Annotated in this window: 15 protein-coding genes; 8 read left to right on the forward strand and 7 right to left on the reverse strand. The window is 64.8% G+C overall.

Annotation, left to right across the window (positions count from 1 at the left end):
• Nucleotides 1–58 precede the first annotated feature (58 nt).
• The 3 genes from JN279_RS14715 to JN279_RS14725 are packed head-to-tail and all read right to left on the reverse strand — an operon-like array spanning nucleotide 59 to nucleotide 2,810.
• Nucleotides 59–823 (reverse strand): ATP-binding cassette domain-containing protein, encoded by a 765-nt coding sequence (locus JN279_RS14715; protein WP_202353147.1) that lies wholly within the window; start codon nucleotides 821–823, stop codon nucleotides 59–61.
• Nucleotides 820–1,824 carry an ABC transporter permease gene (locus tag JN279_RS14720; RefSeq protein ID WP_202353148.1) on the reverse strand — a complete coding sequence of 335 codons (1,005 nt, stop codon included), beginning with the start codon at nucleotides 1,822–1,824 and terminating at the stop codon, nucleotides 820–822. Before JN279_RS14720 ends, JN279_RS14715 begins: the two co-directional genes overlap by 4 nt.
• Entirely contained in the window at nucleotides 1,821–2,810 is a 990-nt protein-coding gene (locus JN279_RS14725; RefSeq protein ID WP_202353149.1) for a sugar ABC transporter substrate-binding protein, read from the reverse strand. The genes JN279_RS14720 and JN279_RS14725 overlap by 4 nt, the downstream gene beginning before the upstream one ends.
• Before the next feature lie 411 nt (nucleotides 2,811–3,221).
• Between JN279_RS14725 and JN279_RS14730 the strand changes: the two genes are divergently transcribed.
• Together JN279_RS14730 and JN279_RS14735 are read left to right on the forward strand one after the other, a co-directional pair.
• A complete protein-coding gene (locus JN279_RS14730; RefSeq protein WP_202353150.1) occupies nucleotides 3,222–3,467 on the forward strand; it encodes a hypothetical protein in 246 nt (81 codons plus the stop codon).
• Nucleotides 3,468–3,545: 78 nt separating this feature from the next.
• Nucleotides 3,546–3,746: a hypothetical protein gene (locus tag JN279_RS14735; RefSeq protein WP_202353151.1), complete on the forward strand. Its 201-nt coding sequence runs from the start codon at nucleotides 3,546–3,548 to the stop codon at nucleotides 3,744–3,746.
• A 165-nt stretch (nucleotides 3,747–3,911) separates the two neighbouring features.
• On the opposite strand, the gene JN279_RS14740 is transcribed toward JN279_RS14735, so the two are convergent.
• The 4 genes from JN279_RS14740 to JN279_RS14755 form a co-directional block, all read right to left on the reverse strand.
• The gene (locus JN279_RS14740; protein WP_202353152.1) at nucleotides 3,912–5,138 is read right to left on the reverse strand and encodes an alpha-D-ribose 1-methylphosphonate 5-triphosphate diphosphatase; all 1,227 of its coding nucleotides are present in this window, start codon (nucleotides 5,136–5,138) and stop codon (nucleotides 3,912–3,914) included.
• A gap of 224 nt (nucleotides 5,139–5,362) precedes the next feature.
• Complete coding sequence (locus tag JN279_RS14745) at nucleotides 5,363–6,271, reverse strand: carbohydrate kinase family protein (RefSeq protein ID WP_244734594.1); 909 nt, start codon at nucleotides 6,269–6,271, stop codon at nucleotides 5,363–5,365.
• Between the two features lie 98 nt (nucleotides 6,272–6,369).
• Nucleotides 6,370–7,956, reverse strand: coding sequence for a GMC family oxidoreductase (locus tag JN279_RS14750; RefSeq protein ID WP_202353153.1), 1,587 nt, complete (start codon nucleotides 7,954–7,956; stop codon nucleotides 6,370–6,372).
• Nucleotide 7,957: 1 nt separating this feature from the next.
• Nucleotides 7,958–9,460, reverse strand: a complete 1,503-nt coding sequence (locus JN279_RS14755; RefSeq protein WP_202353154.1) for an aldehyde dehydrogenase family protein — start codon at nucleotides 9,458–9,460, stop codon at nucleotides 7,958–7,960.
• A 209-nt stretch (nucleotides 9,461–9,669) separates the two neighbouring features.
• Here JN279_RS14755 and JN279_RS14760 point away from each other — a divergent pair, with 209 nt between their 5' ends.
• The 6 genes from JN279_RS14760 (at nucleotide 9,670) to JN279_RS14785 (ending at nucleotide 14,684) form a co-directional block, all read left to right on the forward strand.
• Entirely contained in the window at nucleotides 9,670–10,569 is a 900-nt protein-coding gene (locus JN279_RS14760) for a hypothetical protein (RefSeq protein ID WP_202353155.1), read from the forward strand.
• A 55-nt stretch (nucleotides 10,570–10,624) separates the two neighbouring features.
• Entirely contained in the window at nucleotides 10,625–11,206 is a 582-nt protein-coding gene (locus JN279_RS14765) for a YceI family protein (RefSeq protein ID WP_244734730.1), read from the forward strand.
• A 188-nt stretch (nucleotides 11,207–11,394) separates the two neighbouring features.
• Nucleotides 11,395–12,183: an SDR family NAD(P)-dependent oxidoreductase gene (locus JN279_RS14770; protein WP_202353156.1), complete on the forward strand. Its 789-nt coding sequence runs from the start codon at nucleotides 11,395–11,397 to the stop codon at nucleotides 12,181–12,183.
• A 33-nt stretch (nucleotides 12,184–12,216) separates the two neighbouring features.
• Nucleotides 12,217–13,011 carry a MoaF C-terminal domain-containing protein gene (locus tag JN279_RS14775; RefSeq protein ID WP_202353157.1) on the forward strand — a complete coding sequence of 265 codons (795 nt, stop codon included), beginning with the start codon at nucleotides 12,217–12,219 and terminating at the stop codon, nucleotides 13,009–13,011.
• Between the two features lie 17 nt (nucleotides 13,012–13,028).
• On the forward strand, nucleotides 13,029–13,418 hold the full coding sequence (locus JN279_RS14780; protein WP_202353158.1) for a nuclear transport factor 2 family protein: 390 nt from the start codon (nucleotides 13,029–13,031) through the stop codon (nucleotides 13,416–13,418).
• Between the two features lie 60 nt (nucleotides 13,419–13,478).
• Nucleotides 13,479–14,684, forward strand: a complete 1,206-nt coding sequence (locus JN279_RS14785) for an amino acid ABC transporter substrate-binding protein (protein ID WP_202353159.1) — start codon at nucleotides 13,479–13,481, stop codon at nucleotides 14,682–14,684.
• Nucleotides 14,685–14,767: the final 83 nt, after the last annotated feature.

The following is a 14,767-nucleotide window of genomic DNA, read 5'->3' on the forward strand; positions in this document are numbered from 1 at the left end:
ATTTCAAGTCTGATGCTGGCCGAGCTTGCGGCCAGCAATGGTTCTACGATTGGGCGGATCACGCCGCGCCGGTGACCAGCGCGACGAGTTCGTTGCCCGTGGTTTCCGAGGCGCGCACGGTCGCCGCCATCTTTCCCGCCCGCATCACCCAGATCTGGTCGGACAGGCGCCGCACCTGATCGAAATTGTGGCTGACCAGGATGACCGAGACGGACTGCTCGCGCAGACGCCGGATCAGCGCTTCGACATTGGCGGTCTCCTGCACGCCGAGCGCTGCCGTCGGTTCGTCCATCACCACCAGCTTGGCGCCGGAGCCGACGGCACGGCAGATCGAGATCGCCTGGCGCTGGCCGCCCGACAGGCGGCGCACACGCTGGTTGATCGACGGCACGTTGATCGACAGGCGCGACAGCATGGAGCGGGCCTCGCGTTTCATCGCCCTGCGGTCGAGGAAGGCGAAGGGGCCGATGCGGCGCACGAGCTCGCGGTTGAGGAACAGGTTCTGCGCCACCGTCAGTTCGTCGATCAGCGCCAGGTTCTGGTGCACCGTCTCGATGCCGGCCTTGCGCGCCCCGTCCGGATTGGAGAAGGGATGTTCCCGGCCATCGAAAACGATCGAGCCGGCATCCGGCACATGCACGCCGACCAGGCAGCGGATCAGCGTCGACTTGCCGGCGCCATTGTCGCCGATGACGGCGGTGACCTCGCCGCGGCGCGCCTGGAAGGCAACATCGGTGAAGGCGCGCACGCCGCCGAAATGCTTGCTCAGGCCGTCGCAGGCGATGATCGTGTCGGAGGCAGGGAAGGGGATGACGGCGCTCATTTCTGGTACCGCATGATCAGCGCCGCCAGCACCACGATGGCGCCCACGGCAAGCGGTTGATAGAAGGCCGAGACGCTGAGCAATGTCAGCCCGTTGACCAAGGCGGTCAGCATCAGCGCGCCGATGGCCGGGCCCAATATGCTGGCGCGGCCGCCGAACAGGCTGACGCCGCCCAGCACCACCGCCGCCACCGAATTCAAGAGCAGGCTGGTGTTGATCAGCGGTTCGGCCGAGCCGATGCGGGCGACCAGAAGAATGGCGGCGAGGCCGGCGCAGAAACCCGAAATGGTGTAGGCGGCGATCTTGACGCGGTTGGTGCGGATGCCGAGCGCGCCGGCACTCTCGACCTGGCCGCCTGTCGCCAGGAGATGGACACCGAAGCGCGTGTGGTAGAGCGCGATATGCGCCACGATGACGGCGGCGATTGCCACCCAGACCGGATAGCCGAAAGGCCCGAACGAACCCGAAGCGAGTTTAAGCAGGAAGGTCGAGCCGACCATGGTGGGTTCGCCGCCTGACAGGATCAGGCCAAGCCCGGTGATGGCCGACAGCGTGCCGAGCGTCACCACGAAGTCGGGGATTTTGCCGACGGTGATGATGAGGCCGTTGAGGAAGCCGATGGCGCTGGTGGCGAGCACCGCCAGCACGCAGGCGATGACGATGCCGTAGCCCGCCGCGTTGACGAGACCGAGGATGATGGCGCCGAGCATGACGGCCGCCGCCAACGACAGGTCGATGCCTGAAGTCGCGACGACGAAGGTCTGGCCGATCGACAGCACCACCAGGATCGCCGATGCCAAAAGCAATGCTTGCAGATTGGCGACGCTGAGGAAGACCGGCTGGGCGATGCCGAAAATGATGACGAGACCGACCAGGCCGACGACGGACGCCCAGTCGGCCCAGAAGGACGGATCCAGGAGGAGAGCCGACAGGGAGGGGCGGCTCTCCTCCGCCGCGCCCGCCGAATGGGCGACGGGCGCGTTGTCTGTGGAATTGCTCACTTCAACAGCTCGCGCAGCGGATCGGGATAATCGCCGCCGGGGCGCGGAAAATTCTTCAGCGAGGCGTCGGCATTGGCCTTGTTGATCAGCAGCACCGGCGCCGGCACGTTGGCGGGCAGTTGCTTGCCCATGACCGCCGCCTTGCAAGCCTCGACGCCCATGGCGCCGACGACATAGGGATATTGCGCGACGGTGGCCGTGAGTTCGCCTGCCGCGATCGACTTCAGCGCGTCGACGATGCCGTCGAGGCCGATCACCTTGACGTCCTTGCCCGAGGTCTGCACGGCGCGTTCGACGCCGAGCGCCATGATGTCGTTGGCGGCGAAGAAACCGGCGAGATCCGGATGTGCGGCGAGGATATCGGTTGCGGCGGTCAGCGCCTTTTCACGATCCCAGTCGGCGCTCACCATCACCACCACTTCGAGCTTGCCTTCGACGGCCTGCTTGAAGCCCTTGATGCGAGCATTGGAGCCGACATCGCCGACGATGCCGGCAATCAGCGCGACCTTGCCGCCCTTCGGCACCAGCTTCAGCATTTCCTCGCCGGCCAGCGCGCCCGCGGCGACGTTGTCGGTGCCGATATAGGTCGAGACGGCAAAGCCGGCGGCCTTGGCCTGTTCGGCGTCGATGGTGCTATCGATGTTGACGATCGGCTTCTTCTTCTGGGCGACCGGAACCAGCGCCTGGACGAGGTTGGAGACGCTGATCGGGTTGACCAGGTAGCAATCGAAATCCTGCAGGGCCATGGCGGTCAGACGGTCGGCCTGGCCGGTGGCGTCACCCATATTGGCTGCGGCCTGGACGCTGACATTGACGCCGCTGGCCTTGCCCTGTTCCTCGATGCCTTGCTGCATGGTCTGGAAGAAGGGGTTGTCGAGGCCTTTGACGATGGCCGCGACCTTGGCCGCGTCCTCGGCATAAGACGGGGCCGAGACGATGGTCGCCAGCAGGCCCGTGCCAAGCGTCAGGCCGTTGAAGATGCGCATTTTGTTCCTCCGCTTCTTGTTTGTTTGATGTGTCTCATCGGCAAGCCCACGGATGCCCGTGGCTGCGAGAGCCATGCCGGCATTGGCAACGCCGCACGGCCTGCGGCCCAGCGAGCGCCGAACGTCTCGCGGACAACGGACCCGGTCGGGACCTTTTCCATGCCAGGCATTTCTCCTCCCAGAGCGCTGACCTAGCCCCATCAGCGTTTGCGCATGTTTTATAAAAAATTGACACGCGTCAAGATTTAAAATGGTGCGAAGCGATTTCGATGGTGCCATGGCGGCCCTAGGCGGTCCTGTCGGGGCGCATGCCGTGCGGTCCGCGGTTCACTGCCGCAAAAACGGCCACCCTCATGCAACCTCCGATGGGCGCGCGCGTTACAAGGCTCCCGGGGGACGGAGAGGTTTGCATTGAACCGCTTTGAGATTTCGAACGAGCCGACAGGCACGTATTCCATTTTCGACACATCCACGGAATTGCCGGTAGCGGCGCAAGACAAGACCCTCATCGGGCTCAGTCGGCACGAAGTGCCGTTGGCCCTGCTTGCGGTCATGGAAGCGGTCGGCAAGCCGTGGGCGCCGCCGTTACTGTCGTCGCTGAGCAACTGTCGGACAAATAATGGAGATCAGACCTACCCAGACGGCTTGCAAGCCTAGGCTAAAGCTCGCAGAAGTTGCGAAAAAAGCATACCGTTGGAGAAAACTTATACCGTCATCCAGCATGAAGGGGGAATCATGCCTGACCAGAATGCCCAGATCCGCGCAGCCATTGGACGACTGCTTTCCGAGAAAACCGGAGTCTCGGTCATTTCCATGAGAGAGAGTATCACCGAGCTACTGGCCGTAACCGGTGCGGCGCTGACCGTCGAAACGCTGCAGGACATGCTGCTGGAAATGGCCGAAGTGCGCGGCATGATGGTCGTGCTCGACGTTTAGAGCGGTTCGACGTTTCACGGACACGGCGAACTGTTCCAACCCTTTGTTTTGACGCAACTTCTGTGCGAAAGCCGTTTCACACTTTTCCCGGGAAAACCGCTCATACTTTCCTGGAATTGCTGTTGCTCTATCTCTTTGTTTTGACGCAATTCTCTGGGGAAAGCGCTACGCGCTTTCCCGGGAGGCAGCCGGTACCCGTTCACCCACGGCGAGGGCAAGGCGTTCTGCTTTCCCCGCCTGTGCAAGCGTGCCATCGCTGTAGATCATGCGACCGGCGCGGAAGGTGGCGCGCACGCGTGGCACGGGATGACGCTCGGCCACGACGAGATCCGCCAGAAGGCCAGGCTCGATGGCGCCGCGATCGGTGAGGCCGAGCGCCGTGGCCGGATTGGCGCTGGTCAGTGCGGCCGCCGCCGCGAGGCCATCGTCCCGCAGTTCCGCCAGGCCGATTATCGCGGGCAGGATCGAGGCCGGGTGATAGTCGCTGGCCAGCATGTCGAGCAGCCCGGCCTCATAGGCCTGGCGGGCGGAAAGATTGCCGGAATAGGACTCGCCACGCAGCGCGTTGGGCGCGCCCATGGCGGTGTGCATACCAAGCCTGCGGGCTTCCTGTGCGGCTTCCAGCGTCACCGGGAATTCCGAGAGCGCGGTACCCAGGCCGTGGACCAGTTCCACCTTTTCCAGCGTGTCGTCGTCATGCGAGGCGAGCACGATGCCGGCGGCTTGCGCACGCGCCGACAGGTCCTGCAGCGCATTCAGCACATCACCCTGGCCGTTGCGACCGGCCATGCGCTTGCCGACGACCTCGGAGGCCGCGGCAACGGACATGCCACGTTCCTTGGCGATGCGGGCGATGTAGAGTTCGACGTCGCGGTACTGCCCCTGTCCGGGCGTGTGATCCATCAGCGAGATCAAATGCAGCCTGCCGGCATCCATCAGCTTTTGCAGCCTGGGAATCGCCGGGGTGAAGGTCACTTCGAAGCGGGCATGGATGCGATGGTCGACCAGGAGGTCGTCCTTCATCCCGGCGATGGTGTCGATGATTGCTGATGTGTGATCTTCCGAGCGCAGCACGCCGCTGGTGACGCTGGCGCCGATGAAGGAGAGCGCGGCGTAGGCGGTGGTGATGCCGCAGGAGGCGAGCTTCTTGTCGAGTTCGGCAATGCCGATCGGCATCGGCACGTGCACGCCGATGCGCGGCTCGACTTCCCTCTCCACCATGTCGCCATGCATGTCGATGAAGCCGGGCAGCAGCAGGCGGCCGCCACCCTCTATGTCGGCATGCTCGACCGGCTTCTCGCGGATATCGGCGATCCTGCCGTTTTCGATCCTGATCGCGCCGCTTGGGATGACGCGGTCGCGCAGGACGATTTCGAAATCACTCAGCCACATGTCATGTCTCTTGCAAGGAAGCGGTTTCAGCATGGATTTTACGGGCGACAAGGTCGGCGACATCATGGGTGACGGAGGACACCGACCATGGCGACGATTGCGCCGGCTTGCCGCCGCCCCGGTCACGATCTCTCCAGGACATGTTTTCTAGTTCACCCGAATGCCGGTTTCCATTTGATTTTTATGACATTTTCATGAAGGCCGGCCTTGCCGGACCGCCTGTCTCAGCCGGCACGGGATCGTTGTGACAGCCATTCGGCGGTTTGCTGGCTGGCCTGTTCGGCGGAAAGCTCAAGGCTCAGCCCCTGCAGCAGGCCATGCAGGAAAATCCCGGTAAAACAGTCGCCGGCGCCGATCGTGTCGGGTACGGAAACCTGCTTCAGCGGCGTGACGTGGTTGAGCGCCTTGCCGTCATAGAGCGAGATCGGCCGCATTCCGTCGGTCAGCACCAGTGTTCTCAGGCGAGGCCCGGCGATCCCCGTCGCTCGCTCCCAGATCGCTCGCGTGTCCTCGCAGGGAAAATCGGCGCGCGATCCGATAACGATGTCGGCCGGGCGCGGCGAGGCGCTGCGCAGCGGAAATTGCGAAATGACAAGCGGGATCGTCCGCAGCGAGGCAACGAGGCCGGCATCGAGCACCAGGGCATTGAGATAGGCGGCGTCGCCGCTGACAGGCTCCGGTGCGGCGAAGGGCGGGCGCATCTGGCCGCCGGGGTTCAAAATGGTGCGCTCGCCATTCGGCTCGAGCAGGATTTCGGTGAACCGGGTTTCCCCGGCCCATAGGGTGACGTAGCCGGTATCGATGCCGCTCGCCTGCAATGTGGCGAGCGCTGCCCGGCCATATTCGTCGTCCATTAGATTGCTGATCAGCCGGACATGGTTGCCGAGCTTCGCCAGTTGGGTGCCTGTGTGGAAGCCGCCACCGCCGAGCCGGACGCTGCGGCTGGAATAGACGATGCGCGCGCCAGAGGCGAGGGGCGAGGACAGCGACCAGACCTGGTCGTAGTTGATGTGGCCGACAACGATGACTGTGCTCATGATCCCTGCTTTTTCGCGCGGCGCATCGACGATGAAGCGCTGCGTGAGCAGGCTTAGCACTATGACCGGCACCAGGGACAGCAGGCTGGCGGCCATCGGAGCGCCAGCGGGCGTGTGCTGTTTTCGATCGACAATACGGCCAGTTGCTCGGCGTTCTGGCGCAGGCGGGGAACGCCAAGGACCGAGCCGCCGCTTCACTCGCCCAGAATGAAATCGGCGCAGCGGTCGGCGATCATGATGACTGGGGCGTTGGTATTGCCGCTGATCAGCCTTGGCATGATCGAGGCGTCGCAGATGCGCAGGCGCGGGACGCCGCGCACGCGCAGTTGCGGGTCGACCGCCGCGTCGTCATCGCTGCCCATCCGGCAGGTGCCGCAGGGGTGATAGACGGTCTTGGCGTGTTCGAGGATGTGGTCCGATATCGCCTGGTCGGAAAGGTCGGCGGCCTCGCCGGGCGACAACTCCTCGGCCACCACCGCCCGAAGTGCGGGCTGGCGCAGGATGGTGCGGGCGATCTTCATGCCGGCGAGCAGCAAAGCAAGATCGTCCGGGTCGGACAGGAAGCCGGTGGTGAAGCGGATCGGGTCGGCCGCGTCGCGCGAGCGCAGGTTGACGGTGCCGCGCGATTTTGGCCGCAGCACACACGGGTTGAACTCCATGCCGTGGCGCTCGATCGAGCCGTGTTCTGCGCTTTCGATCATCACCGGCAGGACGTGGAACTGGATATCGGGCCGGCCATCACCATCGGTGTCGAAGAAGCCGCCGCTCTCGACGACATTGGAGGTGAGCAGGCCGGTGCGGAACATCAGGTACTGCAGGCCGTGGCGCAGTGCCTTCAGGCCGCGATCCTCGCCCAGCAGCGAGATCGGCTGACGCGTCAGCGCATAGACGGGTGCGGCGACATGGTCCTGCAGGTCGCGGCCGACCGCGGGCATGTCGCGGATGACGGGAATGCCGAGCCCGGCCAGATGCTCGGCGGGGCCAAGCCCCGACAGCATCATCAGTTTTGGCGTCGCCAGCGCGCCTGCCGTGAGAATCACTTCGGCCTTTGCCGTCGCCGCATGGCTTTGGCCGTCGGAGGTGGTGTAGGCGAGGCCGCTGGCGGCACCGTTTTCCAGGGTCACGCCGGTGACCAGCGCATCGGTGATCACGGTGAGGTTGGCATTGCCGGCCAGCGGCCGCAGAAACACCTTTGCCGCCGACTGTCTTTCCCCATTCGCCGTGGTCGTCTGGTAGAAGCCGACGCCTTCCTGAGCAGCGCCGTTGAAGTCGTCATTGTAGCGATAGCCGGCCTGCTGCGCGGCCTTGATATAGGCCAGAGACAACGGATGGCGGTGACGCGGATCGGAGACCGGCAGCGGTCCCTCGGTGCCGTGGCGCTCACCGGCCAGGCGCTCGTTGCGTTCCAGCCGCCGGAACACCGGCAGCACCTCGTCCCAGCCCCAGCCGGGGCAGCCGAGGTCGCGCCAGCCATCATAATCCTGCGGCTGGCCCCTGATGTAGAGCATGGCGTTGATCGAGGAGCCACCGCCGAGCGTGCGGCCTTGCGGCACCGGCAGCCGGCGGCCGCCGACGCTCGGCTCAGGCTCGGATTCGTAGATCCAGCTGCGCGCCGTGCCGATCACCTTGGCGAAGGTGGCGGGCATGTCGATGAGCCTGGTGTTGTCGGCCGGGCCGGCCTCGACCACCAGCACGCGCTTGCCAGCAGAGACCAGCCGGTTGGCCAGCGTGCAGCCGGCCGAGCCGGCGCCGGCGATGATGTAGTCGTATTGTGTACTCATGTCAGGCGTAGCGCATGATGACGGTCTTGGTTTCGAGATAGCCGTCGATCGCTGCGCGGCCATGTTCGCGGCCGATGCCGGATTGCTTGAAGCCCCCGAACGGTGCCGCGGGGTCGAGCGTGTTGTGCGAATTTACCCACACCGTGCCGGCCTTGAGGCCGTGGATGGCGGTCATCGCCTTGCCCATGTCGCGGGTCCAGATCGAGGCCGACAGGCCGTAGCGCGTGTCGTTGGCAATGCGGATCGCCTCGTCGAGATCGGTGACCGGCATTGCAGCCACCACCGGCCCGAACACCTCCTCGCTGGCGATTTCCATGTCGGGGCGGACATTGTGCAGGATGGTCGGCGCCACATAATGCCCCTTGCCGGGCACCGGCCGCGCGCCGCTGACGCGTTCGCCGCCGGCGGCCAGGCCGCGCTCGACAAAGCCCTCGACGCTTCTGCGGTGCTTGGCCGAGACCAGCGGATTGATCTGCGCTCCGGCGTCGCGGCCGGCACCCAGCGTCATGCCGTCGGCGATCTCGGCCAGTCTTGCCAGCGTGCGGTCGTAGATGGACTTTTCGATCAGCAACCGCGAGGCCGAGGTGCAGACCTGGCCCTGGTTGAAGAACATGCCGAGGCCGGCAACCAGCGGTTCGATGCCTTCCTCCATGTCGGCGAGCAGGATCATCGGCGATTTCGAGCCGAGCTCCAGCGTGAAGCGGGCGACGCGGTCGACCGCTGCGTGGCCGACGCGCTTGCCGACTTCCGTCGACCCGGTGAAGGTCAGCTTGTCGATGCCGGGATGGCGGATCAGTGCTTCGCCGGTGACGGTGCCGCTGCCGGTGACGATGTTGACGACGCCGGGCGGGAAGCCTGATGCTTCGATCAGTTCGGCGAGCCTCAGCAGGCCGAGCGGGGTTTCCTGCGGCGGCTTCAAAACCACCGTGCAGCCGCAGGCCAGCGCTGGCGCGATCTTCCACATGCCGATCAACAGCGGAAAATTCCACGGCACGATGGCGCCGACGACACCGACCGGTTCCATCACCGTCATCGCCTGGTGTCTGGCGCCCGGCGGCACGGGAATGGAGACCTGGAAGGTCGAGCCCTCGATCTTGGTGGCCCAGCCGGCATAGTAGCGCAGCCAGTCGACGGTGCCGCCGGCACTCAGCATGCGGGCAACGCCGAGCGATTTGCCGTTCTCGATGCTCTCGATTTCGGCGAGCAGATCGGCGTCGGCCTCGACGGCATCGGCGAGTTTCAGCATGAGGTTCTGACGGTCGACCGGCCGCATCGAGGCCCAGGGGCCTTCGAGCGCGGCACGCGCGGCGCGCACCGCCTGGTCAACCAGTTCGGGACCGCTTTCGGGCACATAGGCGACGATCTCGCCGGAGGCGGAGTCATCGACAGCAAGGCCTTCGCCGGAAAGCCCGTCGACGAAACGGCCATTGATGAAGGGCCGGTGCGAACGCGCCAGGAAAGCGGCGGCGGCGGCGCTGATCGGCGGCACAATTCTCTCGTTCACGCCATCCTCCTCGATTGCTGATGAACATCTGTAGCGAGGGGTATGAAGCGCATCGGCCGGCTTCAAGCCGAAGGCGGTGCGAGTGCGCGCTCAGTCAAAACAAAGTTCCCGCTCGGACAAGACGCCTTGCGATCGGTTGGCCTAGACCAAGGTCGCATCAAGCCGCGCGTTTTGCGCGAGCCTGCCAGGTGTCAAAGAGGTATCGGCCATTGAGCGCATTGCTGGGCAATCCGATGGTCACCACGGCGGCGCTGCCGCTTGTTCTGGGCATGGTCATGGCGCTGCTGGCGCGGTTTGCCCTGCCGCAATCCTCGCCCGTGCTCTCGCTGGTGGCGGCCGCGCTGCTGCTGTTCTTCTACTGGGACACGCTTGGCCCACCGGTGGTGCCGCCAGTCGCCGCCAGCCAGAAGCTGATCTATCTCGCCTTTGCCGGGATCGTCGCGGGCCTGTTGCCCGAGCGCCTGCTCAGCGCTGCGGTGGCGGGCAAGCTTGTCGCCGGCGCCCTTGCGGCCGCGTTGCTGTGGCTTGGCTGGCGCCGCCTTGCCGGCGGTTCGCTTGACCTGCAGATGATCGCCGCCCTCATTGCCGGCCTGCTGGCAATCGTCGGCGTCGCTATGTTGCTGTCTCTGAAAGCCTCGCCATCGCCTCCAGTTGAAGAGCCGTTCCTGGCGCCCGCCGCCATGCTCGCCATGTGCCTGGCCGGCGCCATCATCTCGGTGCTCGGCGCCTCGATAGTCGCCGGGCAATTGCTGGGATCGCTGGCCGCGCTCGCCGGCGGCTGGTGCCTCGTCCAATACATCGCGGTGCTGCGCGGCGGCGCGGCCACCGGCTGGAGCAAGGGCACCGGGCTGATGCTCGTCTTTGCCGCCGCCACCGTGCTGATCCAGGTGGCCCTGCTAGCACCGAAGGCCAATCCGGTGGCGCTCATGCTTTCGCCCTTGCCGCTCGCCGTGGCCGCTTTGGTGCCCGGCCCGCTGCAGGGTCTTGTTCCCGGCGCCCGGCCGTTGCGGCCGCTGGTTGCCGGTCTGCTGATCGCCAGTCCGGCGATATTGGCCATCCTGACGGCGCTCCTGTTTGCGCCGCACGGAGCCGCGCTTGGCTTTTCCTGAGCCAGACAATGACGACCACAATGGGACAACCAACAATGGGGAGAGTTACGTGACGATGAGAAAACTGACGGCCGCTTTTGCCTTTGCCTCGATGTGTGCATTCGCATCGGCGGCTCACGCCGAGAATTACGAAATCGACGGCCAGCACGCCTGGGTCACCTTCACCATCAAGCACGGCATCTATGGCACCGCGCATGGCCAGTTCGACGCGGTGAAGGGCGCCATCGTGATGGACAAGGCCGATCCGTCGAAGAGCAGCGTCAAGGCCGAGCTCGATGTCGGCTCGGTGCACACCGCCTATGACCAGCGCGACAACGATCTGAAAGGCCCCGACTTCTTCAACGCGGCCGAATTCCCGGCGATCTCGTTTGAAAGCACCAAGGTCGAGAAGGTCAGCGACAAGGCCGGCAAGGTCACCGGCAACCTCACCATCAGCGGCGTGTCGAAGGAGATCACGCTCGACGTGACGCTGGTCAACGAGGCGCCGGCGCCGTGGGATGCGACACTGACCAAGGCGGCGTTCACCGCCACCGGCAAGGTCAGCACCGCGGACTTCCCGATGGCCAAGGCCGCTGCCGGTTTCGGCCTTGGCCCCGATGTCGACATCGTCATCGATCTCGAAGCGGTGAAGAAATAGGCCGCCGGCAGTTGGCGGGCGGCTGCCGCGCGACCGAGAGGTCGCGCGGCATTTCATCAGACAGGCGCGAAGTGCGCGCTCAGTCAAAACAAAGTTCCCGCTCGGACAAGACGCCAAATCGGGGATGCCGCACTATCCCCAGCGAAGATCGGCGCATAGCCGGCGTGCTCAGCAATCGGGATGGAACCATGCGATTTCTTGGAAAGACGGCCTTCATCACCGGCGGTGGCACCGGCATCGGTGCGGCGGTCGCCAGGCGCATGGCGGCCGACGGCGCCAAGGTGGTGCTGATGGGCCGGCGGCGCGAGCCGCTGGAGGCCGTAACCAAAGACATTGGCGGGCTGGTGGTGCAGGGCGATGCCGCCGATCCCCAGGCCGTGCGCGCGGCCCTCGCCGAAGTGCATGAAAAGATCGGGCCGGTCGATATCCTCATCGCCAATGCCGGGGGCCATGGCGTCGGCCCGACGATCTCGATGAGCGACGAGACCTGGAGCCTGGCGACGCGCACCAATCTCGACACCGCCTTCGTCTGCGCCCGCGAATGCCTGCCGGATCTCATTGCGCGTAAGGGCAACATCGTCGTCGTCGCCTCGATTGCCGGTCTGTTCGCCGGGCCGGACGCGGCCGGCTATGTCACCATGAAACATGCCTGCATCGGCTTCGGCAAATCGCTGGCGCGCGACTATGGCCGCAAAGGCGTGCGCACCAACATCATCTGCCCGGGCTGGGTGTCGACCGACATGGCCGACGAGCAGATGGAGGTGATCGTCGAAAAGCACGGGCTTGGCTCGATCGACGAGGCCTACCGGCTGGTCACCAAGGACGTGCCGCTCGGCCGGCCGGCGACGCCGGAAGAAGTGTCCAACGTCATCTGCTTCGTCGCCTCGGGCGAGGCCGCGATGATGAACGGTTCGATCCTGACGGTCGATGGCGGCGCCACCGTCGTCGACCTGCCTACGCTCGCTTTTGTGGATTGATTTGGGCCTTTGTCGATTGATGTGGAGAGTGCGATGAACGACCAGAACAGACCGGCGGACTGGAAGCATTTTGACGATTTCGCCGCCGGCATCGCCACCAACCGGCTGGCGACGACGGATGCGCTGCGCGGCCAGACTTTCAAGGTCACGCTCGACACCGGCCGCACCATCGACCTTGCCTTCACATCGCTCGACACGGTGGCGTGGAGCGAAGGCAGCGAGGCAGGCGCCGACTGGTACGAGGCGCTCGAAGTCGCCTCCAACGTGTTCTTCATCAATATGATTTTTTCGGCCCGGCCTGATGAAGACGAGGCCTTCATCATCAACACCAGCACGCGCCGCGTGCTGTCGGTGCGCGAACGGGTGCGCGATGCCGGCGAGGCGCCCGGCGAGCCACGCGTGGCGCAGACCTGGTCGGCCGGCGTGCTTGGCGATCCCAGCGTGGCGCCGGGCGGCATCGCGCCGGCGCCGACGCGCGACCTGATCGGGCTCACCGCGCACTACACATACAGCCCCAACCACGTCTACGAGCACATCTATCTCTCTTCCGAGCGCTATGCCTGGCAGAACCTCGTCGGCATCCAGCGCGGCCATGGCGATGTCGACCTGGCGACGACCTGGAAGTTCGCCGAAAACCAGTATGTGTTCGGCTTCCGCGAGTTCATCATCCCGGTCGCCTCGCTGTTCTTCTACAATTGGGACGTCATGCACTCGACGGGGAAATTCCTCGGCGTGACCAGCCAGGGCAAGATCGAGAACAAGCCGGCCGGCGCCCACATCGAGAAGAAATCCAGAACCGCCTACGACAAGGACAAGGCGCCGGTCTGACCGCGCGGGGGAACGCCATGAACAAAAACTACGACGCGATCAAGGCGCACTACGCCGGCTCCGACGCCAAGGATTTGGCCGCGATGATGGCGCCGGTCACGGACAAGACCGCCTGGACAGAAATGGCCGGCTTTCCCTATGCCGGTACCTATGTCGGCCCGGACGCCATCATTGAAGGCGTGTTCAAGCGCATCGGTGAGGAGTGGGACGGCTACGCGCTGAAGCTCGAAAAGCTGGTCGATGGCGGCACCACCATCGTCGGCATCGGCACCTATTCGGGTGTCTACAAAAAGACCGGCAAGCCGATGTCGGCGCGCGTCGTCCATGTCTGGGAAATGGAGGACGGCAAGGCGCTCAGTTTCGAGCAGTTCACCGACACCAGGCTGGTCGCGGCAGCGACGGTCTGAGGGCATGCCTGCGGCCGGGCACGACCGTGTCCGCCCGATCGAAAAACCTGGGAGGATGAAATGGGAAGCAGTCTGAAAGTAATGCTGGCGGGCCTCGTCCTGTCGGCCGCGTTCGTAGCCGGCGCCGGGATCGCCAATGCCGGCGACACCGAGATCGTCATCGGCGCGCCGATCTCCTTGACCGGGCCGCTGGCCGGCGACGGCAAGGAGCAGAAATGGGCCTATGAGCAGGCGGTCGCCGACATCAACAAGGCCGGCGGCATCATGGTGAAGTCGGCCGGCAAGAAGCTGCCGGTGCGGCTGGTGGTGGCCGATGACGAAAGCTCGGAAGGCAAGGTCGCCTCGGCACTGGAAAACCTGATCAAGGTGCAGAAGGTCGATGCGCTCTTGTCGACCCATTCGGGACCGATGAACATTGCCGGCGCCATCGTCGCCGAGAAGTATAAAAAATTCTACATGATCACGACGGCCTTCCCGTTCGAATGGCAGCCGCTGAAGCTGAAATATTCGGCACTGTTTTTCTTCCATCCGGGGCCGGGTGCCGAAGTGCCTTTCGAGATCTGGGACAAGCTGCCGGCCAATGAGAAGCCGAAGAACCCGGCGCTGGTTTCCGAGGATTCGCCCGACGGCAAGGGTTTTGGCGGCGCCTTCGAAGCGGCGGCCAAGAAATATGGCTACACCTTTGCCGTCGACGATCCCTGGGCGATCGGCGCCACCGATTATTCGGCGCTGATCACCAAGCTCAAGGCCGCCAATGTCGACGCCATGCTGGTGTTCGGCTCGCCGGCCGATACGGTGACACTGCTGCGCCAGATGAAGGAGCTCGGCTTCTCCGTGCCTTACCTGCATGGCTGGAAGGGCACCTGGACGGGCGAGTTCCACGAAGCGCTCGGGGCGGATTCCGACTATATCCTGACCGACGGCTTCTGGTCGTCGAGCTATCCCTACAAGGGCGCCAAGGAGCTCGGCGACCGTTATGAGGCCGAGTTCAAGAAGGACTCCGTCACCGTCGGCGCCTTCTACGCCAATGCGCAGGTGCTGGCGCAGGCGATCGAGAAGGCGGGCTCGACCGATGCCGGTGCGATTCACGACGCGATCTTCGGCCAGGAGTTCAAGGACACCGTGGTCGGCGATCTCAAATTCGACCAGACCGGCTTTGCGCTGATCCCCAGCGTCGCCACGCAATGGTGGCAAGGCAAGCACCAGCTGATCTTCCCGGACGGCAACTGGACCTACAAGCCGGCGCCGGCCTGGGACAAGCGCTGACGGATGGGCGAGGGGCGTTCGTTTGGTGAAGCACCCATCGAGCGCCTGCGGCGCTGACCCCCGATGAATTACCGCACAGGACA

It is taken from the genome of Mesorhizobium sp. 113-1-2, assembly GCF_016756475.1.
GTDB classification, from domain to species: domain Bacteria; phylum Pseudomonadota; class Alphaproteobacteria; order Rhizobiales; family Rhizobiaceae; genus Mesorhizobium; species Mesorhizobium loti_C.

Coding starts and splice junctions, on each gene's coding strand:
- JN279_RS14715 (WP_202353147.1), bottom strand. CDS start 823: ATGAGCGCCGTCATCCCCTTCCCTGCCTCCGACACGATCATCGCCTGC.
- JN279_RS14725 (WP_202353149.1), bottom strand. CDS start 2,810: ATGCGCATCTTCAACGGCCTGACGCTTGGCACGGGCCTGCTGGCGACC.
- JN279_RS14735 (WP_202353151.1), top strand. CDS start 3,546: ATGCCTGACCAGAATGCCCAGATCCGCGCAGCCATTGGACGACTGCTT.
- JN279_RS14740 (WP_202353152.1), bottom strand. CDS start 5,138: ATGTGGCTGAGTGATTTCGAAATCGTCCTGCGCGACCGCGTCATCCCA.
- JN279_RS14745 (WP_244734594.1), bottom strand. CDS start 6,271: ATGGCCGCCAGCCTGCTGTCCCTGGTGCCGGTCATAGTGCTAAGCCTG.
- JN279_RS14750 (WP_202353153.1), bottom strand. CDS start 7,956: ATGAGTACACAATACGACTACATCATCGCCGGCGCCGGCTCGGCCGGC.
- JN279_RS14765 (WP_244734730.1), top strand. CDS start 10,625: ATGAGAAAACTGACGGCCGCTTTTGCCTTTGCCTCGATGTGTGCATTC.
- JN279_RS14770 (WP_202353156.1), top strand. CDS start 11,395: ATGCGATTTCTTGGAAAGACGGCCTTCATCACCGGCGGTGGCACCGGC.
- JN279_RS14775 (WP_202353157.1), top strand. CDS start 12,217: ATGAACGACCAGAACAGACCGGCGGACTGGAAGCATTTTGACGATTTC.
- JN279_RS14780 (WP_202353158.1), top strand. CDS start 13,029: ATGAACAAAAACTACGACGCGATCAAGGCGCACTACGCCGGCTCCGAC.
- JN279_RS14785 (WP_202353159.1), top strand. CDS start 13,479: ATGGGAAGCAGTCTGAAAGTAATGCTGGCGGGCCTCGTCCTGTCGGCC.